Here is a 21,519-nt window from a genome sequence, read left to right on the forward strand (position 1 = left end):
CTCTGCCGTTCGCCGGACGGTTCACTCGGGCAGCGGTACGGAGACCGTGGTGCCGTCGTCGTACACGACATGCACGACGCCGCCGGCCGGCAGCACCTGCGGGTCGTTCAGTTCCTTGTCCAGCTGGATGCCGTCTGCCATGTCGTATTCCGGTGTGCGGCTCGGGCCCGGGGCGCCCGCCAGGCGGGTCCTGCCCAGTGCGCCCAACGTGCCGTCGGGGCGGATCGGGACGGTGTACAGCGTCGTGCTGTCCGCCCAGACCACGGTGTCGGCGACGATCAACGCGTTGGAGGCCGGATTGCTCATGCCCTTCTCCGCCTTTGCGCCGAGTGGGAACCTGCCGAGGGTCCGGCCGTTGCCGCGGCCGACGACGACGAGCTCGTCGGGCACGTCCGGCTCGTGTTCGCTGCTCCGGCGGAGGACCATCACCCGGTCGTCGACCGCGGTGGGGGTCGCCTCGGCGACGAGCGCGGAGTCCATCGGCACCCGCCCCTGCGCCTCGAGCGTTCCTGCCGCGAACCGCAGCACGCTCATGTCGGTGCCGAAGCCGGAGGCGCTGCCGTTGGAGGCGTAGGTGGCGCAGTAGGCGAATTCGCCCCGCAGCCGGAGATCCCCGCAGCCCGGTTTCGTGCCCTCGCCGCCCGCGGTGCCCAGCAGCGTGCCGTCCTTCGGCCGGAACGCCTTCGGACCGTCCTCACCGATCGCGTACACCACCTTGCCGTCGGTGGCGACCGGCCAGAAGTTTCGCCTCTCGGCTTTGGCCAGATCCTTCGGGGCCAGCGGCTTGTGCCACTTCTCGGCCCCGGTCCTCAGGTCGTACGCGGCGAGCTCCGCGCCCTCGGACGACCGTGTGGCGGCGGCGAAGACCAGACCGTCGACGACCAGCGGCGCGCTTCCCAGGCTCTGCGCGCCACCGGACCGGGTCTCCCAGCGGACCTTCCCCGTGCGGGCGTCCAGCGACTGCAGCCGGTCGCCTGCGGCGAGCAGCACCGTGTCGTCGTACACGGTGGGGCGGGTGGCACTGGCCGGCATGAAGAACTGACCGGTGGGCCCCCAGCCCGCCGCACGGGACGTCTCCCCCGTGTCGAGCGCCCACATCCGGTGCCCGTCCACCGCCGACAACGCCTCGTACGTGCCGTCCGCCTTGCGGCAGACCACGACGTCCCGGCCGGCCGAACAGCCGATCGGCGACCCGGTGAACTTCCCCTGCCAGGACTTCGTCCACCCCGCCGGACGGGCATCGCGACCGTACGGGACCGTGCCCGAGGCGTCCGGGCCGCCGTTCTCACCCACGCCCGCCACGATCTTGGCGACTGCGGGTGAACCGCCGCCGGGAGAAGCCTCGTTGGGCGTGGTGCGGTTGTTGCGCCAGGCCAGGATGCCCCCGGTGGCCGCACCCAGCACAACCAGCGCGGCAAGGACCGCGCTCAGGGCCCGCCGGGAGCGGCGCGGGGGCGGGGCGAGTCCGGGGCCCCGGGTGGGCGCGATGTGCAGGCCGGGGGTGAAGTCGGTGCCCTGGGTGGGCAGTTGATGGGGGCCCGGACGGCTTCCGGCGGTCGCCTCGGTCGGTGTGTACCCCGGGAGCAGGGGGCCGCCCAGCGCGATGACGCGGGCCAGTTCGCGCTCGTGCTCGGCGATGTGCTGCGCCACCGGGTCCGGCCACCGGGCCGCCGCGCCGGGGTCGAGCAGCTCCGCGAGTTCGGCGGCTGCCGGGCGGGCGGCCGGGTCCGCCGCCAGGCAGCGGTCCAGTACGGCACGCAACGCGTCCGGAACGCCGTCGAGGTCGGCCTCGACGTACTTGACCCGGTAGAGCACGGCGGCGACCGGCCCGTCACCGAAGGGATCGCGCCCGGTGGCGGCGAAGCAGAGCACGGAGGCGAGGCAGAAGACATCGGAAGCCGGGACGACGCGTCCGCTGCCCGCCACGTGTTCCGGGGACATGAAGGCGGGGCTGCCGACCATGCGGCTGGTGGTGGTGAGCGGGGTCGCACCGGAGTCGCGGGCGATCCCGAAGTCGATGAGGCGCGGGCCGTCCGCCGCGAGCATCACATTGCCGGGCTTCACATCGCGGTGGACGATCCCGGCCGCGTGCACGGCCGCCAGGGCGCGGGCGAGCCCGGCGCCGAGCATCCGTACCTCGGCCTCGTCCATCGCGCCCGCCCGGCGGACGGCGGCGGACAGGGTCGGCCCGGCCACGTATCCGGTGGCGAGCCAGGGCACTTCGGCATCGGCGTCCCCGTCGAGGAGTGGCGCGACATGGGGGCCGGTGACGGACCGGGCGACGGTGATCTCGCGGCGGAAGCGACTGCGGAAGCCGGAGTCCTGGGCCACGTCGCGGCGTACCGTCTTGACGGCGACCGGGTCGCCGCCGCCGTCCGGAGCGCCGAGGAAGACCTCCCCCATGCCGCCCGCGCCGAGCCGGGCCCGTATCCCGTAGGGCCCGATCCGCCTGGGCGAGTCGTCCCGCAACGGCCCGAGCATGCGTCATTCCCCCCGTCGTCACGCATGAACGCCGGACGCCCTGTGCCCGCGTCCGGCCGCAATCCTGCCACGGACACGTCATCGACCGCAGCGCCGAACAGCACGGAAACCGCACGCCGGGGCCCCGACCGACGCACCCTCAGCCATCAAGGACGGGGGACGCCGGACGGCGGTTCCAGGATCCGGCACCCGCCGGAAGGGCCGTGCGTTCTGCAACAGGGACCGACGCACCGGGACTCGGCAGCCCCGAGGAACCCGGAGCGGCCCGAAGGCCCGAACCAGGCGCCGGGCCGGGCCGCACAAGCCGCGCACAGCACAGGCCGCGGGCCGCACAAGCCGCGGACGCCCCCCGAAGCGGCCCGCACGTCGCCCCGGACCCGTCCACACCGGATCGGGTCAGCCTTCGGTGAGGCCCGCCACCAGTTCGTCCGCCGCCGCGTAGGGGTCGAGGCTCCCCGCCACGATGCGTTCGGCGAGCGCGCCGATGTGGCGGTCGCCGTGCAGATCGCCGATGCGCTCACGCAGCCGCGTGACGGCGATCGTCTCGACCTCGCGGGCCGCACGGGCCATGCGCCGCTCGGCGAGCACTCCGTGCTCCTCCATCCATGCCCGGTGCTTCTCCAGCGCCTCGACGACCTCGTCGATGCCCTCGCCCCGGGCGGCGACCGTCTTCACGATCGGCGGCCGCCAGTCGCCGGGACCGCGGGACTCGCCGAGGCCCAGCATGTGGTTGAGCTCGCGCGCGGTGGCGTCCGCGCCGTCCCGGTCGGCCTTGTTGACGACGTATACATCGCCGATCTCCAGGATTCCGGCCTTCGCCGCCTGGATGCCGTCGCCCATGCCGGGCGCCAGCAGGACGACGGAGGTGTCGGCCTGGGAGGCGATCTCCACCTCCGACTGGCCGACGCCGACCGTCTCCACCAGGATCACTTCGCAGCCCGCAGCGTCCAGCACCCGGATCGCCTGCGGTGCCGACCAGGCGAGACCGCCCAGATGTCCGCGGGTGGCCATGGAGCGGATGTAGACGCCCGGGTCGGAGGCGTGCTCCGACATCCGGACCCGGTCGCCGAGGAGTGCCCCGCCGGAGAACGGCGAGGACGGGTCGACGGCCAGGACGCCGACCCGCTTGCCTGCCCGCCGGTACGCCGAGACCAGCGCCGATGTCGATGTCGATTTGCCGACACCGGGTGAGCCGGTCAGGCCGACGACATACGCGTTGCCCGTCAGCGGCGCCAGGGCCGCCATCACCTCGCGCAGCTGCGGCGACGCCCCCTCCACCAGGGAGATGAGCCGGGCCACGGCCCGCGGCCGGCCCGCACGGGCCTGCTCGACCAGGGTGGGGACGTCCACCATCACCGCTCCGTTCACTCGCTGAGTGCTCTACGTGTAGTACGTACTGCCTGCCCGGGCCGTTCCTACTTGGGGACGCGGATGATCAGCGCGTCGCCCTGGCCGCCGCCGCCGCACAGCGCCGCCGCACCGGTGCCGCCGCCGCGCCGCTTCAGCTCCAGCGCCAGGTGCAGCACCACACGGGCGCCGGACATGCCGATCGGGTGACCCAGCGCGATGGCGCCGCCGTTGACATTCACCTTTTCCGGGGTGACGCCGAGGTCCTTCATCGACTGGACGGCGACCGCGGCGAACGCCTCGTTGATCTCGATGAGGTCGAGGTCCGCGACCTCCAGGCCGTCCTTCTTCAGGGCGTGCTTGATGGCGTTGGACGGCTGCGACTGGAGCGAGTTGTCCGGGCCCGCCACATTGCCGTGGGCGCCGATCTCGGCGATCCAGTCCAGGCCCAGCTCCTCGGCCTTGGTCCTGCTCATGACGACGACCGCGGCGGCGCCGTCGGAGATCTGCGAGGAGGTGCCCGCGGTGATCGTGCCGTCCTTGGTGAAGGCCGGGCGCAGCTTGCCGAGGGACTCCGCGGTCGTCTCCGGGCGGATGCCCTCGTCCTTGGAGAAGAGGACCGGGTCACCCTTGCGCTGCGGGATCTCGACCGGGGTGATCTCGGCCTCGAAGATGCCGTTCTTCTGGGCGGCGGCGGCGCGCTGGTGGGAGAGGGCGCCGATCTCGTCCTGGTCGGCGCGGTTCAGGCCGAGGCGGGTGTTGTGCTTCTCGGTGGATTCACCCATCGGGATGTTCTCGTAGGCGTCGGTCAGACCGTCGTACGCCATCGAGTCGAGCATCTCGATCGCGCCGTACTTGTAGCCCTCGCGGGACTTCGGGAGCAGGTGCGGGGCGTTCGTCATGGACTCCTGGCCACCGGCGACGACGACGTCGAACTCACCGGCGCGGATCAACTGGTCGGCGAGCGCGATCGCGTCGAGCCCGGACAGACACACCTTGTTGACGGTGAGCGCGGGGACGTTCATCGGGATGCCCGCCTTGACCGCGGCCTGGCGGGCCGGGATCTGGCCCGCACCGGCCTGCAGGACCTGGCCCATGATCACGTAGTCGACCTGGTCGCCGCCGATGCCGGCCCGGTCCAGCGCGGCCTTGATGGCGAAGCCGCCGAGATCGGCCCCGGAGAAGCTCTTCAGCGAGCCGAGGAGACGGCCCATGGGCGTACGCGCGCCCGCGACGATCACTGAGGTGGTACCGGTCGTTCCTGACATGAGCCGCAGCCCCTTGGGATTAGGAGTGAACGAGGGTTTACATGAATGTACTGAGCGGTACCTCGCCCGTCATCCGGCAACGGGTGTGATCGCGCGCACGTTGCGTAACCATCGGTGTCGCGCTGCACTGGTTGCATGCTGACGCGAATCGACCACATCGGGATCGCCTGTTTCGACCTCGACAAGACCGTCGAGTTCTACCGCTCGACCTACGGGTTCGAGGTGTTCCACTCCGAGATCAACGAGGAGCAGGGCGTCCGGGAGGCCATGCTCAAGATCAACGATACGTCCGACGGCGGCGCTTCCTACCTCCAGCTGCTGGAGCCGACCCGGGAGGACTCGGCCGTGGGCAAGTGGCTGGCGAAGAACGGGGAGGGTGTCCACCACATCGCCTTCGGCACCGCGGACGTCGACGCAGACGCGGCGGACATCCGGGAGAAGGGGGTCAGGGTGTTGTACGACGAGCCCAGGACCGGTTCGATGGGGTCCCGGATCACGTTCCTGCACCCCAAGGACTGCCACGGGGTCCTCACCGAACTGGTCACGTCCGCAGCGGAGCACTGACCTCCGGATACCTGGCCCGGTAGAGTGGGCTGTTCCGGGCCGGGGCCGGGTCGGGGCCGCGCCGCGTCCCCAGCCGTGATCTGTCACCATTCCCCGGGGGACCGTTCACCGGCGAACGGTACTCGTTGGAGAGTTGCGACCAGGGGACGGATGGGACCGCGCAGTGCGGGGCTACGAACGCCAGGAGAGCCACCGAGCTGAAGACGACCATCTCTCGCGGTTCGAAGCCGAGATGGACCGGCTGAAGACCGACCGGGAGAAGGCCGTTCAGCACGCCGAGGACCTCGGTTACCAGGTCGAGGTCTTGCGCGCCAAGCTGCACGAGGCTCGACGCAATCTCGCGACCCGTCCCGCATACGACAGCGCGGACATCGGCTACCAGGCCGAGCAGCTGCTCCGTAATGCCCAGATCCAGGCAGAGCAGCTGCGGACCGACGCCGAGCGGGAGCTCCGTGACGCCCGTGCGCAGACGCAGCGGATCCTGCAGGAGCATGCCGAGCACCAGGCGCGGCTCCAGGCCGAGCTGCACAACGAGGCCGTGCAGCGGCGCCAGCAGCTCGACCAGGAGCTGGCCGAGCGCCGTCAGACCGTCGAGTCCCATGTCAACGAGAACGTCGCCTGGGCCGAGCAGCTCAGGGCCAGGACCGAGTCCCAGGCGCGCCGCCTGCTGGAGGAGTCCAGGGCCGAGGCCGAGCAGTCCCTGACGGCCGCGCGCACCGAGGCGGGCCGGCTGGCGGACGAGACCCGGCAGCGGCTCGGCTCCGAGGCGGAATCTGCCCGTACCGAGGCCGAGGCGATCCTGCTGCGCGCCCGCAAGGACGCCGAACGGCTGCTGAACGCCGCCTCCAGCCAGGCGCAGGAGGCCACCAGCCACGCCGAGCAGCTGCGTACGTCGACGACGGCCGAGACCGAGCAGACCCGGCAGCAGACCGCCGAGCTGAACCGGGCCGCCGAGCAGCGCATGCAGGAGGCCGAGACCCAGCTGCGCGAGGCCCGCCTGGCGGCCGAGAAGGTCACCAGCGAGGCGAAGGAGGCCGCCGTCAAGCGGCTGGCCGCCGCCGAGTCGCAGAACGAGCAGCGCACCCGTACGGCCAAGTCGGAGATCGCCCGGCTGGTCGGCGAGGCCACCAAGGACGCCGAGTCACTCAAGGCGGAGGCCGAGCAGGCGCTCGCCGATGCCCGCGCCGAGGCGGACCGGCTGAAGTCCGAGGCGGCCGAGAAGGCCCGCACGGCGGCCGCCGAGGACGCCGCTGCCCAGCTCGCCAAGGCCGCCAGGGCCGCCGAGGAGGTGCTGACCAAGGCATCCGAGGACGCGAAGTCCACCACCGGGGCGGCGAGCGAGGAGGCCGACCGGATCCGCCGCGAGGCGGAGGCCGAGGCGGACCGGCTGCGCGGCGAGGCCGCCGAGCAGGCCGATCAGCTCAAGGGCGCGGCCAAGGACGACACCAAGGAGTACCGGGCCAAGACGGTCGAGCTGCAGGAGGAGGCGCGCAGGCTGCGCGGCGAGGCCGAGCAGCTGCGCTCCGAGGCCGTCGCCGAGGGCGAGCGGATCCGTGGCGAGGCCCGCCGCGAGGCCGTCCAGCAGATCGAGGAAGGCGCGAAGACCGCCGAGGAGCTGCTGTCCAAGGCGAAGTCGGACGCGGAGGAGCTGCGCACCACCGCGGGCACGGAGAGCGAGCGGGTCCGTACCGAAGCGGCCGAGCGCGCCACCACGCTGCGCAAACAGGCCGAGGAGGCCCTGGAGCGCGCCCACGCCGAGGCCGAGCAGCTGCGTACCGAGTCCGAGGAGCAGGCCCGGTCCACCACCACCGCGGCCGAGCAGGCGGCGGCGGAGCTGCGCGAGGAGACCGAGCGTGCGGTCGCGGCCCGGCAGGCGGAGGCGGCCGACGAGCTGACCCGGCTGCAGACCGAGGCCGAGACCAGGGTCACCACCGCCGAGCAGGCGCTCACGGACGCGCGCGCCGAGGCGGAGCGCATCCGGCGTGAGACGAACGAGGAGTCCGAGCGGCTGCGCGCGGAGGCCGCCGAGCGGCTGCGGGCGCTGCAGGAGCAGGCGGAGACCGAGGCGGAGCGGCTGCGCGACGAGGCCGCGGCGGATGCGTCGCGCTCGCGTGCGGAGGGCGAGTCCACCGCCGTACGGCTGCGCAGCGAGGCGGCCGCCGAGGCGGAACGGCTCAAGTCCGAGGCGCAGGAGAGCGCCGACCGGGTGCGTTCCGAGGCCGCTGCCGCCGCGGAGCGGGTGGGCACGGAGGCCGCCGAGGCGCTGGCCGCCGCGCAGGAGGAGGCGAACCGGCGCCGCCGGGAGGCCGAGGAGACCCTCGACACGGCGCGCACCGAGGCGAACCAGGAGCGCGAGCGGGCCCGCGAGCAGAGCGAGGAGCTTCTCGCATCCGCCCGCAAGCGGGTCGAGCAGGCGCAGGCCGAGGCGCAGCGTCTGGTCGAGGAGGCGGACAGCCGGGCGACCGAACTGGTCTCCGCGGCCGAACAGACAGCCCAGCAGGTACGGGATTCGGTCAACGGGCTGCAGGAGCAGGCCGAGGCGGAGATCGCCGGGCTGCGCTCCGCCGCCGAGCATGTCGCGGAACGGACGAGGTCCGAGGCGCAGGAGGAGGCGGACCGGGTCCGCACCGACGCACACGCCGAGCGGGAGCGGGCCGGCGAGGACGCGGCCCGGATCCGCCAGGAGGCGCGGGAGGAGTCCGAGGCCGCGAAGGCGATGGCCGAGCGGACCGTCGCCGACGCGATCAGCGAGTCGGAGCGGCTGCGGGCGGACACCGCCGAGTACAGCCAGCGGATGCGTACCGAGGCCTCCGACGCGCTGGCCTCGGCCGAGCAGGACGCGGCTCGCAGCCGGGCCGAGGCCCGCGAGGACGCCAACCGGATGCGTTCCGATGCCGCGGCCCAGGCCGACCGGCTGGTGGGCGAGGCGACGAGCGAGGCCGAGCGGATCGGTACGGAGTCGACGCAGCAGGCCACCCTGCTCGTCGAAGAGTCGACGCAGCAGGCCACCGCGCTGGTCGACGAGGCGAAGCAGCAGGCGGCCCGGCTGGCGGACGAGGCCGCGGACGAGGTCGAGCGGCTGCGTGCGGAGGCGGCGGCCACCGTCGGCTCCGCACAGGAGCACGCGGCCCGCACCCGCGAGGAGTCGGAGCGGGTACGCGCCGACGCGGAGGCGGCGGCCGAGCAGATGCGTGCCGAGGCCCGTCAGGAGGCCGACCGGCTGCTCGACGAGGCGCGGGAGGCCGCGGCGAAGCGCCGTGCCGATGCCGCCGAACAGGCCGACCAGCTCGTCAACAAGGCCCAGGAGGAGGCGTTGCGCGCCGCCACCGAGGCCGAGGAGCAGGCCGACACGATGGTCGGCATGGCCCGCAAGGAGGCCGTGCGGATCACCTCGGAGGCGACCGTCGAGGGCAACTCCCTGGTGGAGCGCGCCCGTACGGACGCGGACGAGCTGCTGGTCGGCGCGCGGCGGGACGCCACGGCCATCCGGGAGCGTGCCGAGGAGCTCAGGACCCGGATCGAGAGCGAGATCGAGGAGCTGCACGACCGGGCCCGGCGGGAGACCTCCGAGCAGATGAAGACGGCGGGCGAGCGCGTCGACAACCTGATGAAGGCGGCGACCGAGCAGCGCGACGACGCGGCGGCCAAGGCCAAGGAGCTGCTGGCGGACGCCAATTCGGAGGCGAGCAAGGTCCGGATCGCGGCGGTGAAGCGGGCCGAGGCGCTGCTGAAGGAGGCCGAGCAGAAGAAGGCCACGCTGGTCCGTGAGGCCGAGAAGCTGCGGGCCGACGCCGAGGTCGAGGCGAAGCGTACGGTGGACGAGGGCAAGCGCGAGCTCGATCTGCTGGTGCGTCGGCGCGAGGACATCAACACCGAAATCTCCCGTGTCCAGGACGTGCTGGAGGCATTGGAGTCGTTCGAGACGCCGGCGGGCGGCGGCAAGGGCTCGGGTGGCGGCTCCGCCGGTGGCGTCAAAGCCGGTGCCTCAGCGGGCACTCGATCGAGTGGCAAGTCGTCCGAGGGGTAGTCGCCCTGTCATCTCCCGTGCTTCGTCAAGGACGTTCAGCCCTCCGAGTGGCAAGAGTTGCGGGGGTTAGCCACTCAAAAGGGGTGTCATTCTCCAGATCAAACGGGCATCCGCTCGATGACACGCCGCTCGGGCCCCTAGGATTCCCTCTAACACCTCACCGGTCTCATTCGACAGGAACCTCATGAGCGACCCTTCCTCCCCCTTCGGCTTCGAGCTCGTGCGACGTGGATACGACCGCGGTCAGGTGGATGACCGCATTACCAAGCTCGTCGCCGACCGTGATAGTGCTCTCGCCCGCATCACGTCTCTGGAAAAGCGCATCGAGGAACTCCACCTCGAAACGCAGAACGCCCAGGCCCAGGTGAGCGACGCGGAGCCGTCGTACGCCGGTCTCGGCGCGCGCGTGGAGAAGATTCTCCGCCTGGCCGAGGAGGAGGCGAAGGACCTGCGCGAGGAGGCCCGTCGCGCCGCCGAGCAGCACCGTGAGCTCGCCGAGTCGGCCGCCCAGCAGGTGCGCAACGACGCCGAGTCGTTCGCCGCCGAGCGCAAGGCGAAGGCCGAGGACGAGGGCGTTCGTATCGTCGAGAAGGCCAAGAGTGAGGCCGGCTCGCTGCGTACGGAGGCCCAGAAGGACGCCGCTCAGAAGCGCGAGGAGGCCGACGCCCTCTTCGAGGAGACCCGCGCCAAGGCCGCCCAGGCCGCCGCGGACTTCGAGACCAACCTCGCCAAGCGCCGCGACCAGTCGGAGCGCGACCTCGCGTCCCGTCAGGCCAAGGCCGAGAAGCGCCTCGCCGAGATCGAGCACCGCGCCGAGCAGCTCCGCCTGGAGGCCGAGAAGCTCCGTACGGACGCCGAGCGCCGGGCCCGCCAGACGGTGGAGACCGCGCAGCGCCAGTCCGAGGACATCGTGGCCGACGCGAACGCCAAGGCCGACCGGATCCGCAGCGAGTCGGAGCGCGAGCTGGCGGCGCTCACCAACCGCCGCGACTCGATCAACGCTCAGCTGACCAACGTCCGCGAGATGCTGGCGACGCTGACCGGTGCCGCGGTGGCCGCCGCCGGCTCCCCCGCCGACGACGAGCCGGTCACCCGCGGCGTCCCGGCTCAGCAGACCCGCTGACCCGCCGTACCGCCGCTGTACTCCTCGCGCGCCCGGTTCCGCCCTTGTGGTGGCGCCGGGCGCGCGGCCGTTCTAGCGTGAACGCATGATCGAGCTCGATGGTCTCACCAAGCGCTTCGGCAACAAGGTTGCCGTCGACCGGCTTTCGTGCCGCGTCAGACCTGGAATGGTGACGGGCTTTCTGGGCCCCAACGGTGCGGGCAAATCCACGACGATGCGGATGATGCTGGATCTCGACAACCCGACCAGCGGTTCGGTGCGCATCAACGGCAAGCACTACCGCGACCTGGAAGAACCCCTCAAGTACATCGGGGCGCTGCTCGACGCGAAGTCGATGCACGGCGGGCGCAGCGCGTACAACAATCTGCTCTGCCTCGCGCAGAGCAATCGCATCCCGGAGAGCCGGGTCGCGGAGGTGCTGGACACCGTCGGTCTGAGCACGGTGGCGAGGAAGAAGTCGAAGGGCTTCTCCCTCGGTATGGGCCAGCGGCTCGGCATCGCGGCGGCACTGCTCGGCGACCCGCAGGTGCTGCTCTTCGACGAGCCCGTCAACGGTCTCGACCCCGAGGGGATTCACTGGATCCGCAATCTGATGAAGGCGCTCGCCGCGGAAGGCCGGACGATCTTCGTCTCCTCGCATCTGATGAGCGAAATGGCCCTCACCGCGGACCATCTGATCGTGATCGGCCAGGGCCGGTTGCTCGCCGACACCTCGATGGCCGACTTCATCCACCGCAACTCCCGCAGTTATGTACGTCTGCGCTCCCCGCAGCAGGAGCGGCTGCGCGACGTGCTGCACGAGGAGGGCCTGATCGTGGTCGAGACGGGCAGCGGCACGCTGGAGATCGACGGCGCCACCACCGAGGCGCTGGGAGAGCTCGCCGCCCGTCATCAGATCGTGCTGCACGAACTGAACTCTCAGCGGGCCTCCCTGGAGGAAGCGTTCATGCAGATGACGGCGGACTCCGTGGAGTACCACGCACACTCGGAGCCCGGTGAGGCACCGCCGCCCGTGGGCCCGCACTGGGGTGACGAGTGGAATCGGCGGACCGCCGTCGGCACGACCGGTAACGGCACGCCGGGCGTACCCGGTGTCTCCGGCACCGGCAAGGGGGCGTGACGACGATGGCATCGGTACCCGCGGTCCTGACCTCCGAGTGGACCAAGATCCGTACGGTTTCGTCGACCGTCTGGACCCTGATCTCCGCGTTCGTCGTCACCGTCGCGATGAGCGCGGCGCTCTGCGCCCTGATGAACGCCCAGTTCGACGACCTCCCCGCGGCCCAGCGGGCCACCTTCGACCCGACCCTCATCAGCTTCTCCGGCATGGTCCTCGGCCAGCTGGCCATGGTCGTATTCGGTGTGCTGGTGGTCGGTACGGAGTACAGCTCGGGCATGATCCGCACCTCGCTGGCGGCCGTGCCCCAGCGCGGTTCGTTCCTCTTCAGCAAGGTCGCGGTGGCCGGTGTGCTGGCCCTGGTGGTCGGCATCGCCACCAGCTTCGTCTCGTTCTTCCTCGGGCAGTCCCTCCTCGGCGACCACCACACGGACATCGGTGCGGAAAATGTCCTGCGCGCGGTGGTCGGCGGCGGCATCTACATGGGCCTGATCGGGATCTTCTCCATGGGTGTGGCGACGATGCTGCGCAGCTCCATGCTGTCGCTCGGCATCCTGATGCCGTTCTTCTTCCTGGTCTCCCAGATCCTGTCGGCGGTCCCGGGCGCGAAGAAGGTCGCCCGCTACTTCCCCGACCGGGCCGGATCCAAGATCATGCAGGTTGTTCCGGACGCCATGAACAGCAACCCCGCTCCGTACGGGCCGTGGGGCGGGCTCGGCATCCTGGTCGCTTGGGTGGCGGCCGCGCTGGTAGGCGGCTACCTCGTACTGAAGAAGCGGGACGCATGACCGGTGGGCGGGACCCATGGCCGGTGGGTGGACGCAAGACCTGATCGGCCCGGAAGCGCTCCGTCCGCTCTGCCGGGAAGGCGATGCACTCTCGTAACGACTTGGCCGGAACCGTCAAGGCCTGGATATCCTCCTAACTCTTACGGGGGGCGTGCGGCCGGACGGCCTGGGCCCCGACGACAGACGAAGTCGATGGGGCTGGAGCATGATCGAGGCAGTCGGCCTGACCAAGCGCTATGGCGCGAAGACGGCCGTGTACAACCTTTCCTTCCAGGTGCGGCCGGGGGCCGTCACGGGATTCCTCGGTCCCAACGGGTCGGGCAAGTCCACCACCATGCGCATGATGCTGGGCCTGGACCGACCGACTTCCGGCCATGTCACGATCGGCGGCCACCCCTTCCGCAGTCTGCCGAACGCTCCGAGGCAAGTGGGTGCGCTGCTGGACGCGAAGGCGGTGCACGGCGGCCGCAGCGCCCGTAACCACCTCCTCTCGCTCGCCCAGCTCGCCGGCATCCCGGCCGCCCGGGTCGACGAGGTGCTCGGTGTCGTCGGCCTCCACGACGTCGCGCGGAAGCGGTCCAAGGGCTTCTCGCTCGGTATGGGCCAGCGGCTCGGCATCGCGGCGGCACTGCTCGGCGACCCGCAGGTGCTGCTCTTCGACGAGCCCGTCAACGGTCTCGACCCCGAGGGCATCCTCTGGGTCCGCAATCTGATGAAGATGCTGGCGTCGGAGGGCCGTACGGTCTTCGTGTCCAGCCATCTGATGAGCGAAATGGCACTCACCGCCGACCATCTGATCGTGATCGGCCGCGGGCAACTGCTCGCCGACATGAGCGTCAAGGACTTCATCTCCGCCAATTCGGCCGACTTCGCCCGGGTGCGGGTCGCGGACGGTGCGCAGGAGCAGCGGGAGAAGCTGACCGCCTCGCTCACCGAGGCGGGCGGCCAGGTCATGTCGGAGCCGGACGGGGCCCTGCGGATCACCGGTCTGCGGCTGCCGCGGATCAGCGATCTGGCACACGAGTCGGACGTCCGGCTGTGGGAGCTCTCGCCGCACCAGGCCTCGCTCGAGGAGGCGTACATGCGGATGACGCAGGGCGCCGTGGACTACCGCTCGACGGTGGACCAGAAGGCCGGGCTGCAGCAGCCGGTGCACGGCGGGTACGGACAGCAGCCCGGGGCACCGCAGCCGCCGGTCCCGGAGATGCCGCAGCAGGGCTGGTACGCCCCGCCGCCGCCCGGACAGAACCCGTACGCGGGAGCTCCGGCGGCACCCGCCGCCGCGGCCCCTGCAGCCCCGGCTGCGCCCGCCGCGGCCCCTGCAGACCTGACCAAGCGCGAGACCAGCGAGGACGCCCGATGACCACACCGCCGACCCCGCAGGCGACGTACCAGCAGCAGGCCCCGGTCCCGCAGCAGAACTGGCAGGACGCATCGGCCGGGCTCTACGCCTCACCGATCCCGGTGCGCCGCGCCACCCTCGGCGACGCGCTCGCCTCCGAGTGGACCAAGATCCGTTCGGTGCGCTCCACCATGTGGACGCTCGGCGTCATGATCGTGTTGCTCCTCGGCCTCGGACTGCTCGCCGCGATCGCGGTCAATACCTCCGACGCCAACATCGGCGAAACCCCGGTGCTCAGCTTCGGCTTCTTCGGAGTGCTGCTCGGTTCGATCTGTGTGATCACGCTCGGCGTGATGACCACCGCCTCCGAGTACGGCACCGGCATGATCCGTACGACGCTGACGGCCTGCCCCGACCGTGCGCGGGTGCTGACCGCGAAGGCGATCGTCTTCTTCCTGCTCACCTTCGTCATCACGACCGTGACGACCGCGCTGGTCGGCGCGTTGCAGACGGCCATGCTCGACGGCGAGGCATCCACCGGTGACGCCTGGCTGCGCGCCACTGTCGGCGTCGGCCTCTACATCGCGACGCTGGGCCTGCTCTCGCTCGCGGTCGGCGCTCTCATCCGGCACTCCGCGGGTGCGATCACGATCATGATCGGGGTGGTGCTGCTGCCGCTCGTGCTGGCCATGTTCATGTTCTCGGAGTCGCTCAGCGACCTGCGGCAGGCATTGTTCGAGTACTCCATCCCCAGCCAGCTCGGCGCGTTCTACGACAGCTCGGTCACCGGGTCGGGGCCGTCCGGCTGGGATCCACTGTGGATCATGCTCGGCGTCACGGCCGTGGTCCTGGCCGGTGCCTATGCGTCGCTGGCGAAGCGCGACGTCTGACCAGTCACCGGCCGCCGGAGCTCAGTAGCGAGGCGCGTTCCTGGACCGCTGCACCTGCGTGGTGCGGCGGTCCTTCGCGTTCCAGCAGGCCTTGTGCCAGTGCCTGCGGTCGTCGATCCCGCCGTACTCGGACCAGGTCACCAGGTGCGGGACGCCGGACGGGATCTCCTGGTCGCAGCCGGGACAGCGGTACCGCTTCCCGGCCGCGCTCGCGCCGCTCACCGGGCGGACCGACCACTCCTCGCCATGCCACTGTTCGGTGCGTCCGCCGCCGCCGAAGCGGGCCCCTGGCTCCGCTGCGCTGTCGTGGGGACTCTCGCCGCCTCGGGGGCGGTTGCGGCGCGGGGACACGTGACACCTCACGGGGCAGGCTGGGCAGTTCCCGTCAAGCGTAGGGCCATTTGGCCGAGCGAGGTGTCCCGCACCCCACAGGACGGCGCCCGGGGCGGGGTGAGTTACCGGAAAATCGCAACAACTTGCCCCCGGACCGTGCCTTTGGCACGTGTCAGACGTTGTTGCCAGTGGGGAGAGCCGCGTCGGCCGCAAGGAGGTAATTGGCGATGCGTGTGGGAACGTTCGTACTGGCAGCCCAGTTTCCGGGACAGGGGCCGGGGGAAGCGCTGCATCGCGCGATCCGGTCCACCGAGGTCGCGGAGGAATCCGGGCTCGACTCGGTCTGGCTGGCAGAACATCATTTCGTGCCGTACGGGGTCTGCCCGTCCGCCGTCACCCTGGCAGCGCTGTTGCTCGGCCGCACCCGGAGAATCCGGGTGGGTACGGCGGTGAGCGTGCTGCCGACCCAGCACCCGGTCGCGCTGGGCGAACAGGCCGCGCTGCTCCATCTCACCAGCGGCGGCAGGTTCACGCTCGGCGTCGGCCGGGGCGGCCCCTGGGTGGATCTGGAGGTGTTCGGAGGGGGCCTGGAGGCGTACGAGAAGGGCTTCCCGGAGTCCCTGGAGCTGCTGCTCGACTGGCTGGGCAAACCTCGCGTGGCGGGGAGCGGGGAGCGGTACGGCTTCCGCGAGGTGGCGGTGGTCCCCCGGGCCGACGAGCTGCTCGGCGTGGACGGCGGCGAGAGCCCCGGCGGTCCCGAGGTGATCGTCGCGTGCACCTCGCCGAAGACGGTGAAGCTCGCCGCGGAGAACGGTCTGCCGATGCTGCTCGGTATGCACTGCGGCGATGAGGAGAAGGCCGAGATGGTCGCCCTGTGGCGCTCCGCCGCCCTCGCCGCGGGCCACTCGCCCGAGAGCGTCCGGGAGGCCGGACATGTGTCCGCAGGGGTGGCCCAGATCGCCGACCGTGCCGAGGGCGCCGTGGAGACGCTCGTGAAGGCGATGCCGGGCTGGCTGCGACAGGGCCTGGACGCCCATGTGACGGTCGACGGCCGGCACCGGATGATGCGCGACCCGGTCGCCTATACGGAGCTGCTGTGCGGCCTTCATCCGGTGGGCCCGCCCCGGCTCGCGGCCGACCGGCTCGCCGCCACCGCCGAGCGGACAGGCATCAGCCGCTTCGCGCTCCTGGTGGAGGGTTCGGGAGATCTGGCGGCCACGGAGGAGAACGTAACGCGGCTGGGCACGCAAGTACTGCCGCTGCTCTCATAAGCAGTCGTAAGAGGTACGGGGGCCGCCGCCCCGGAGCCAGTTGCGCATCCGCCCCGGAACGGCAGCAGAAGCGTTTAGCAGTCCCGTAGTTCGGGCGACTGATTGAGCAACTGGCCCCTCACCGAGGTGAAGCGGGCCAGGCGCTCGTCGACCGAGGCGTCCAGCGGGAACACCGCGACGCGGTGGCAGTTCTGGAATGCCAGACGCACCCCGAAGTGCCTCTGCAGAGCGCCACGTATCGCATCACTCGCGAGCGCGCGCAGCAGCTGACCACGTGCCTGCTCGTCCGGCGGGGGCGTCTGGTTGTCGGCGAACTCTCCGCCGTCGACCTTCAGCTGAGCCACCAGAGAGCTGATCATCTCCCATGCGTAGGGCAGGGAGGTCCGGACGCAGTCGACGAAGTCGGCTTCGTCGACCTCGCCTCGCTCGGCCTGTTCCAACAGCGCCGGTGAGACGTCGAGCGACATGGGTTCTCCTCTCGCGACCCCGACGCCGGGCCGGGGCCTTACGGGCAGGGAAGGAGGACGGCGACGCAGCGTGCACAGACGGCGACCTCCTGCTTCCACGGTAAGGGTGCAGTCCTGGCCGCACCAGGAGATTGGGAACACAACCGGCCAATAACGAAGGTGAGCAAAGAGGGGCAAGCCCCTGGGGCCCCGGTCCGGGGCGCAGAGGGGCGGTGGAGGGAGAATCGCGTGGAGCACCCGTCGTCGAGTAGCGTTGCCGACCATGCGTCTCGTCATCGCCCGCTGCTCCGTGGACTACGCCGGCCGGCTCACGGCCCACCTGCCCTCCGCTCCCCGTCTGATCCTGGTGAAGGCGGACGGGAGCGTATCGATCCACGCCGACGACAGGGCGTACAAACCCCTCAACTGGATGTCACCGCCCTGCACCCTCAAGGAGGGCGCCGACGACACCGCGGGAGTCTGGACCGTGGTCAACAAAGCGGGCGAGAAACTGATCATCACGATGGAGGAAATCCTCCATGACTCGTCCCATGAGCTGGGTGTCGACCCGGGCCTCATCAAGGACGGCGTCGAAGCACATCTGCAGGAACTCCTCGCTGACCGGATCGAGACACTCGGCGAGGGCTACACCCTGATCCGCCGTGAGTACTTCACCGCCATCGGGCCGGTCGACATCCTGTGCCGGGACGCCGACGGCCAGACCGTGGCCGTGGAGCTGAAGCGGCGCGGCGACATCGACGGCGTGGAGCAGCTGACCCGCTATCTGGAGCTGCTCAACCGCGATCCCCACCTCGCCCCCGTGAAGGGCATTTTCGCGGCGCAGGAGATCAAGCCGCAGGCGCGGGTGCTGGCGACGGACCGCGGCATCGGCTGTGTGGTACTCGACTACGACGCGCTGCGCGGCATCGAGGACGACAAGCTGCGCCTGTTCTGACGTTACGCGGACGCCGGACGTGCATGGCCCGTCCGGCGTCCGCGGAGCTCGGCTCAGAGCCTGTCGGGTGACCTTCGGTCGGAGAGCGGACGCGGCATGGTGCGTGCGATTCCAAGGCGTCGGAATGGCCTCGGATGGGGCCTCCCCTGCTCGAACGAAGTTGAGAGTTCGGGGAAGGAGCTACCAGGCCATTTCGGCAACGCCGGAGGGGGTCCCCCCTGGCCCTTAAGGCCTTGGGGGAGTGCGTGCCAGGCCGTGGCCGCCCGATCAGAGGTCACCCGACAGGCTCTCAGGCCACGGTCGGACTGCTGTCCGCACCGGCCGCCGCTGACGACGAAGAAGGCCCGCTCGCCGAGTCCGAGGTGTTCGGCGACATCGGCGGGGTCTCGGTTGCCGAGTCCGTCGGGTCCGGGGAGTCGGTCTCCGTCGGAGTCGGGCTCGGGCTGCTCGGCGTCGTCGGCGTGGACGACTTCGTCGGGCCGGACGACTTGGTCGGCTTGCCCGACGACGGCTTGTCGCTGGACGGTGTGTCCGACGACGGGGTGCCGCCCGGCCTCGTCGAGTCCGTGGACGGCGTACCGCTCACGCCGGGCGTGGCCCGGCTGCCCGACGGACCGGGCGTCACCGCGCCGTCGCTGGATGCCGTGTCTCCGGAAGGCGAGCCGTCCGTCGGTCCGCCGTCCGGGCCTGCGTCCCCGCTGTCGTCCTGGCCCGCCGACTCCTCGGTCGTGACACCTGGATTCCCCTCGGCATCGCCGCCACCGGACGTCATCCCCAGCGCCACCACCGTGCCGAGCACACCGGCCAGGAGGACGCCCACGCCCACCCCGACCAGATTGCGCCGGGCCCCGCCCAGCGCTCCGAAACGGCCTCCCCGCGCGCCTGAGGCGGCTGCCGGGGCGCCCTGCCGGGATATCACCGCGGTGGCGTCCCCGTACGGCCGTGACAGCGTCTGCGTCACGGCTGTCGTCGGACCGACGGGCGGCGGCGCCGACTCCTCGTACCGCAGGGCCGGCACGTCACCGCCCACCGGGACAGGTCCGCCGGGCAGCGGCCCGCCGGAGCGGTCGTCGACCAGGGCGAGCGCGCGTCGTCCGGCCACCGCGCCGGACTTGTCGGCGAGCGCCCCGCGCATGCTGATCGAGGTCTCCAGCTCCGCCCTGGCCCGGTCCGGATTGCCGGTGCAGAGTGCGAGGACGCCCAGCTCATGGTGGAAGTACGCCTCTTCGGCGACCTCTCCGGCGATCCTGGCCGCCTCCTGGCCGATCCGCAGGGCCCTCTCCCAGGCGCCCCAGTGCAGTCCTGCCGCGAAGGCTGGGGAGGCGCTGCGGGCCAGCAGCACGGCCACGCTGGTCTGCCCCGCCCCGTCGCCGGGGACGAGCTGTGCCATCGCCGCGACGACCGCGTCGGCCTCTGCGGTCGCCCGTGCGGGGGTGACCGAGGGGTGCCCGGCCCACCACGCGTAGTGCTGGGCCGCCGTCCGGGCCCGGTCGATGCTGTCCTCGCCGTATCCGGCGGCCTCCAGCTGGGCGAGGACTCCGGCGGCCAGCCGGTAGCGGGGACCGGCCGGGGACAGCAGTCCGCAGCCGGCCAGTTCACCGAGCGCGGCATCGGCGTGGGTGTCCCCGACGAGCGCCGGCAGATGCGCCTGGTGCGGCACCTCGCCGCCGAGCGCGACCGCAAAGCGCAGGGTGTCGCGGGCGGGCCCGCTCAGCCGTGAGGCGAGCAGTGCGGCGGGCGCCGCGCCCTCGCCGAGGCTGGGCAGCGGTATGTGGACGCCGTCGACGTCCTCGTCGTGCCCGAAGGGTGCGTCGAGGGACTTGCCGTCGAGGCCGCTGTACGCGTCGGGGTCGGTGCGCAGCATGTCGCGCTGGCGCAGCAGGGCGCCCGCCTGGACGAAGCGCAGCGGCAGCCCCTCGGACTCGAACCAGAGGTCTCCCGCCCAGTTCGCCTCCTCCTCGGTGAGCGGACGCTCGACGACCCGCTCCAGCAGGTCGACCGAGGAGCTGCGGCCGAGGCCCGCGAGGTAGACCTCTTCGAGGTGCGAGTCCGGGGTGGGTGCGGCGACATCCGGAGTCGTCGCGAACAGGAAGGCGCATTCCGGAGTGGCGTCGAGCAGCTCCTCCAGCGCGGCCTCGCCGAATTCCAGGTCGTCGATTACGACGACGGCGCCGATGCTCCGGACCCTTTCGAGGAGACCGGCGCGGCCGGGCCGGTGCAACTGCGCGTCATGGACGGCCTCGAAGAGCCCGTACAGCAGGTCGGTGACGGTCCGCTTGTAGCCGGAGAGCCGTACGACTCCGTCCGGTGCGAGGTCCGCACAGTCGGCGGCGACGGCGTTCAGCAGTGCCGTACGGCCGGATCCGGCCGGTCCGGTGAGCCGCACCGAGCGGCCGCGGGCCAGCAGGCGTGCCAGCCGTTCGCGCTCTTCCGCACGCTCCAGGAGGGGCAGCTGGGGGGCGGGCGGCCCCGGCGGCACGGGCGGTGCGGTGGCGCGTTCGCGGTCGGCGCGCTCGGCCGCGGTGCGCCGGACCGGCGGATCGGGCCGCTCCCCCGGCGGGCACAGCTCGACCTCGCTGCCGTCGACCGGGTTGACGGTGAGGAGGTAGTCACCCGATATGAGCCGGACGACGCGCGCCTGTTGTGACGTTTGCTGACCGAATTCCGGAGTCATGGGGCCTCCCCTGCCCGAGCGGAGCTGAGAGCTCGGGGACGGATCGCCGGACGGCCGTCGCCGGCCGGTTCCCTCACCGAAGCTGTCGTTGTCCCTGCCGTACTCTTCCGGCCCCCGGTGTGTCGGGTCCATCGCCAAAGCCCCCAGACGCGTCGCGCACGATTGCCCTCCCGGCCTCGCACGCCCCGCTGTCGCTCCCGGTCCGGTGTCCGCCCGGTGGGTTCGTCAATCGGCGGACGGCCGAACCCTAGACCGTCGCACAGTGCCCGCGCACAGTCGGGGGGCCACGCCGCCCGAAGCGCACTTTCTCGTGCGGATTGTGCACCTTCGGCCGTGCCGCACGGCCAAGGCCCGTCCGCCGGGTCGGGGGCCGGACAGGCCCTACACGCGCGGCAGGGAGTCTGCGGCGATTCCACCCTCGATGGCGAGAATGCGGTGCAGCCGGGTCGCCACCAGCAGGCGCTGCATCTGCGGCGGCACGCCACGGAGCACCAGCCGTCGTCCGGCCCGGCCGGCCCGGCGGTGTGCGCCCATGATGACGCCGAGCCCGGTGGCGTCCCAGGAATCCAGCTCGGTCAGGTCGAGCACCAGGTCGCCGACTCCGTTGTCGAGGGCAGAGTGCAGGGCCGTACGGGCGTCCGCCGCGCTTCGGACGTCGAGGCGGCCCCCGACGACCAGCTCGGCGTGGTCGCCCCTGATATGCATATGTGCTCCCCGGAATTGCCCCGTAGCAAGGTTCGTGTGTCTGTTCTGTCTCTGCCACAACTGACTGCGACAGCGACAGGGAAGTTGCCGTCCGTGAGCGAACCGATACCGAATTCACCCCGCGGAGTGACTAAGGCCCGGCGAGGACCCACGCGGATCCACCGTTTCCGGGAGACGCCCCCCGGACC

Annotated in this window: 16 protein-coding genes; 9 read left to right on the forward strand and 7 right to left on the reverse strand. The window is 71.4% G+C overall.

Features of this window, described 5'->3' with window-relative positions:
• Positions 1–21: 21 nt before the first annotated feature.
• From ACIPEK_RS04460 to ACIPEK_RS04470, 3 genes are all read right to left on the reverse strand, one after another.
• Positions 22–2,481, reverse strand: coding sequence for a PQQ-binding-like beta-propeller repeat protein (locus ACIPEK_RS04460; RefSeq protein WP_401990496.1), 2,460 nt, complete (start codon positions 2,479–2,481; stop codon positions 22–24).
• Positions 2,482–2,877: 396 nt separating this feature from the next.
• The gene (gene meaB / locus ACIPEK_RS04465) at positions 2,878–3,834 is read right to left on the reverse strand and encodes a methylmalonyl Co-A mutase-associated GTPase MeaB (protein WP_401990499.1); all 957 of its coding nucleotides are present in this window, start codon (positions 3,832–3,834) and stop codon (positions 2,878–2,880) included.
• A 62-nt stretch (positions 3,835–3,896) separates the two neighbouring features.
• Positions 3,897–5,096 (reverse strand): acetyl-CoA C-acetyltransferase, encoded by a 1,200-nt coding sequence (locus tag ACIPEK_RS04470; protein ID WP_383073121.1) that lies wholly within the window; start codon positions 5,094–5,096, stop codon positions 3,897–3,899.
• Between the two features lie 135 nt (positions 5,097–5,231).
• Between ACIPEK_RS04470 and mce the strand changes: the two genes are divergently transcribed.
• The 7 genes from mce to ACIPEK_RS04505 all read left to right on the forward strand — a co-directional run bounded on the left by mce (position 5,232) and on the right by ACIPEK_RS04505 (position 14,947).
• On the forward strand, positions 5,232–5,660 hold the full coding sequence (mce, locus tag ACIPEK_RS04475) for a methylmalonyl-CoA epimerase (protein WP_114246697.1): 429 nt from the start codon (positions 5,232–5,234) through the stop codon (positions 5,658–5,660).
• A gap of 163 nt (positions 5,661–5,823) precedes the next feature.
• Positions 5,824–9,687: a polarized growth protein Scy gene (gene scy / locus ACIPEK_RS04480; protein WP_401990503.1), complete on the forward strand. Its 3,864-nt coding sequence runs from the start codon at positions 5,824–5,826 to the stop codon at positions 9,685–9,687.
• 184 nt (positions 9,688–9,871) lie between these two features.
• The gene (locus ACIPEK_RS04485; RefSeq protein ID WP_383073116.1) at positions 9,872–10,810 is read left to right on the forward strand and encodes a cellulose-binding protein; all 939 of its coding nucleotides are present in this window, start codon (positions 9,872–9,874) and stop codon (positions 10,808–10,810) included.
• An 85-nt stretch (positions 10,811–10,895) separates the two neighbouring features.
• Entirely contained in the window at positions 10,896–11,930 is a 1,035-nt protein-coding gene (locus tag ACIPEK_RS04490; RefSeq protein WP_401990506.1) for an ABC transporter ATP-binding protein, read from the forward strand.
• 5 nt (positions 11,931–11,935) lie between these two features.
• The gene (locus ACIPEK_RS04495) at positions 11,936–12,715 is read left to right on the forward strand and encodes an ABC transporter permease subunit (protein ID WP_383073112.1); all 780 of its coding nucleotides are present in this window, start codon (positions 11,936–11,938) and stop codon (positions 12,713–12,715) included.
• A 205-nt stretch (positions 12,716–12,920) separates the two neighbouring features.
• Positions 12,921–14,078, forward strand: a complete 1,158-nt coding sequence (locus ACIPEK_RS04500) for an ATP-binding cassette domain-containing protein (RefSeq protein WP_383073110.1) — start codon at positions 12,921–12,923, stop codon at positions 14,076–14,078.
• A 188-nt stretch (positions 14,079–14,266) separates the two neighbouring features.
• Positions 14,267–14,947 carry an ABC transporter permease subunit gene (locus ACIPEK_RS04505; RefSeq protein WP_401990802.1) on the forward strand — a complete coding sequence of 227 codons (681 nt, stop codon included), beginning with the start codon at positions 14,267–14,269 and terminating at the stop codon, positions 14,945–14,947.
• Between the two features lie 21 nt (positions 14,948–14,968).
• Here the strand turns inward: ACIPEK_RS04505 and ACIPEK_RS04510 are convergent, their stop codons facing one another.
• Positions 14,969–15,298, reverse strand: a complete 330-nt coding sequence (locus tag ACIPEK_RS04510) for an ATP/GTP-binding protein (RefSeq protein ID WP_401990510.1) — start codon at positions 15,296–15,298, stop codon at positions 14,969–14,971.
• Positions 15,299–15,507: 209 nt separating this feature from the next.
• Here ACIPEK_RS04510 and ACIPEK_RS04515 point away from each other — a divergent pair, with 209 nt between their 5' ends.
• On the forward strand, positions 15,508–16,551 hold the full coding sequence (locus tag ACIPEK_RS04515) for an LLM class flavin-dependent oxidoreductase (protein WP_401990513.1): 1,044 nt from the start codon (positions 15,508–15,510) through the stop codon (positions 16,549–16,551).
• A 74-nt stretch (positions 16,552–16,625) separates the two neighbouring features.
• Here ACIPEK_RS04515 and ACIPEK_RS04520 read toward each other — a convergent pair whose 3' ends face one another.
• Positions 16,626–17,018, reverse strand: a complete 393-nt coding sequence (locus tag ACIPEK_RS04520) for an SCO5389 family protein (protein ID WP_030971516.1) — start codon at positions 17,016–17,018, stop codon at positions 16,626–16,628.
• A 262-nt stretch (positions 17,019–17,280) separates the two neighbouring features.
• Here ACIPEK_RS04520 and nucS point away from each other — a divergent pair, with 262 nt between their 5' ends.
• Positions 17,281–17,952 (forward strand): endonuclease NucS, encoded by a 672-nt coding sequence (gene nucS / locus ACIPEK_RS04525; RefSeq protein WP_093898543.1) that lies wholly within the window; start codon positions 17,281–17,283, stop codon positions 17,950–17,952.
• 289 nt (positions 17,953–18,241) lie between these two features.
• Here nucS and ACIPEK_RS04530 read toward each other — a convergent pair whose 3' ends face one another.
• Entirely contained in the window at positions 18,242–20,758 is a 2,517-nt protein-coding gene (locus ACIPEK_RS04530; protein WP_401990516.1) for an ATP-binding protein, read from the reverse strand.
• Positions 20,759–21,007: 249 nt separating this feature from the next.
• The gene (locus ACIPEK_RS04535; RefSeq protein ID WP_266357903.1) at positions 21,008–21,331 is read right to left on the reverse strand and encodes an STAS domain-containing protein; all 324 of its coding nucleotides are present in this window, start codon (positions 21,329–21,331) and stop codon (positions 21,008–21,010) included.
• Positions 21,332–21,519 lie beyond the last annotated feature (188 nt).

The sequence above is a fragment of the Streptomyces sp. NPDC088246 genome (assembly GCF_044741025.1).
Lineage (GTDB): Bacteria > Actinomycetota > Actinomycetes > Streptomycetales > Streptomycetaceae > Streptomyces.

What these genes read in the sequence shown, in the direction of transcription:
- ACIPEK_RS04460 (WP_401990496.1), bottom strand. Translation starts at nt 2,481, where the DNA reads ATGCTCGGGCCGTTGCGGGACGACTCGCCCAGGCGGATCGGGCCCTAC.
- meaB (WP_401990499.1), bottom strand. Translation starts at nt 3,834, where the DNA reads ATGGTGGACGTCCCCACCCTGGTCGAGCAGGCCCGTGCGGGCCGGCCG.
- ACIPEK_RS04470 (WP_383073121.1), bottom strand. Translation starts at nt 5,096, where the DNA reads ATGTCAGGAACGACCGGTACCACCTCAGTGATCGTCGCGGGCGCGCGT.
- mce (WP_114246697.1), top strand. Translation starts at nt 5,232, where the DNA reads ATGCTGACGCGAATCGACCACATCGGGATCGCCTGTTTCGACCTCGAC.
- ACIPEK_RS04485 (WP_383073116.1), top strand. Translation starts at nt 9,872, where the DNA reads ATGAGCGACCCTTCCTCCCCCTTCGGCTTCGAGCTCGTGCGACGTGGA.
- ACIPEK_RS04490 (WP_401990506.1), top strand. Translation starts at nt 10,896, where the DNA reads ATGATCGAGCTCGATGGTCTCACCAAGCGCTTCGGCAACAAGGTTGCC.
- ACIPEK_RS04495 (WP_383073112.1), top strand. Translation starts at nt 11,936, where the DNA reads ATGGCATCGGTACCCGCGGTCCTGACCTCCGAGTGGACCAAGATCCGT.
- ACIPEK_RS04500 (WP_383073110.1), top strand. Translation starts at nt 12,921, where the DNA reads ATGATCGAGGCAGTCGGCCTGACCAAGCGCTATGGCGCGAAGACGGCC.
- ACIPEK_RS04505 (WP_401990802.1), top strand. Translation starts at nt 14,267, where the DNA reads ATGATCGTGTTGCTCCTCGGCCTCGGACTGCTCGCCGCGATCGCGGTC.
- ACIPEK_RS04515 (WP_401990513.1), top strand. Translation starts at nt 15,508, where the DNA reads ATGCGTGTGGGAACGTTCGTACTGGCAGCCCAGTTTCCGGGACAGGGG.
- ACIPEK_RS04520 (WP_030971516.1), bottom strand. Translation starts at nt 17,018, where the DNA reads ATGTCGCTCGACGTCTCACCGGCGCTGTTGGAACAGGCCGAGCGAGGC.
- nucS (WP_093898543.1), top strand. Translation starts at nt 17,281, where the DNA reads ATGCGTCTCGTCATCGCCCGCTGCTCCGTGGACTACGCCGGCCGGCTC.
- ACIPEK_RS04530 (WP_401990516.1), bottom strand. Translation starts at nt 20,758, where the DNA reads ATGGACCCGACACACCGGGGGCCGGAAGAGTACGGCAGGGACAACGAC.
- ACIPEK_RS04535 (WP_266357903.1), bottom strand. Translation starts at nt 21,331, where the DNA reads ATGCATATCAGGGGCGACCACGCCGAGCTGGTCGTCGGGGGCCGCCTC.